This is a genomic window from Klebsiella sp. 2-CIP_Kleb., from assembly GCF_050378715.1.
GTDB classification, from domain to species: domain Bacteria; phylum Pseudomonadota; class Gammaproteobacteria; order Enterobacterales; family Enterobacteriaceae; genus Klebsiella; species Klebsiella quasipneumoniae.
In genome coordinates this window covers 1-222 of sequence record NZ_JBNRLG010000039.1, presented here as the reverse complement: position 1 = coordinate 222, position 222 = coordinate 1, and the positions used below count along the sequence as shown (strand labels likewise).

The following is a 222-nucleotide window of genomic DNA, read 5'->3' as shown; positions in this document are numbered from 1 at the left end:
GCCTTCGGGAACTGTGAGACAGGTGCTGCATGGCTGTCGTCAGCTCGTGTTGTGAAATGTTGGGTTAAGTCCCGCAACGAGCGCAACCCTTATCCTTTGTTGCCAGCGGTTCGGCCGGGAACTCAAAGGAGACTGCCAGTGATAAACTGGAGGAAGGTGGGGATGACGTCAAGTCATCATGGCCCTTACGACCAGGGCTACACACGTGCTACAATGGCATAT

Annotated in this window: 1 rRNA gene; it reads left to right on the top strand. The window is 54.5% G+C overall.

Annotated elements, in window-relative coordinates:
* Positions 1 to 222: ribosomal RNA gene (locus ACQUTP_RS25735) — 16S ribosomal RNA — on the top strand; the annotation flags it as partial.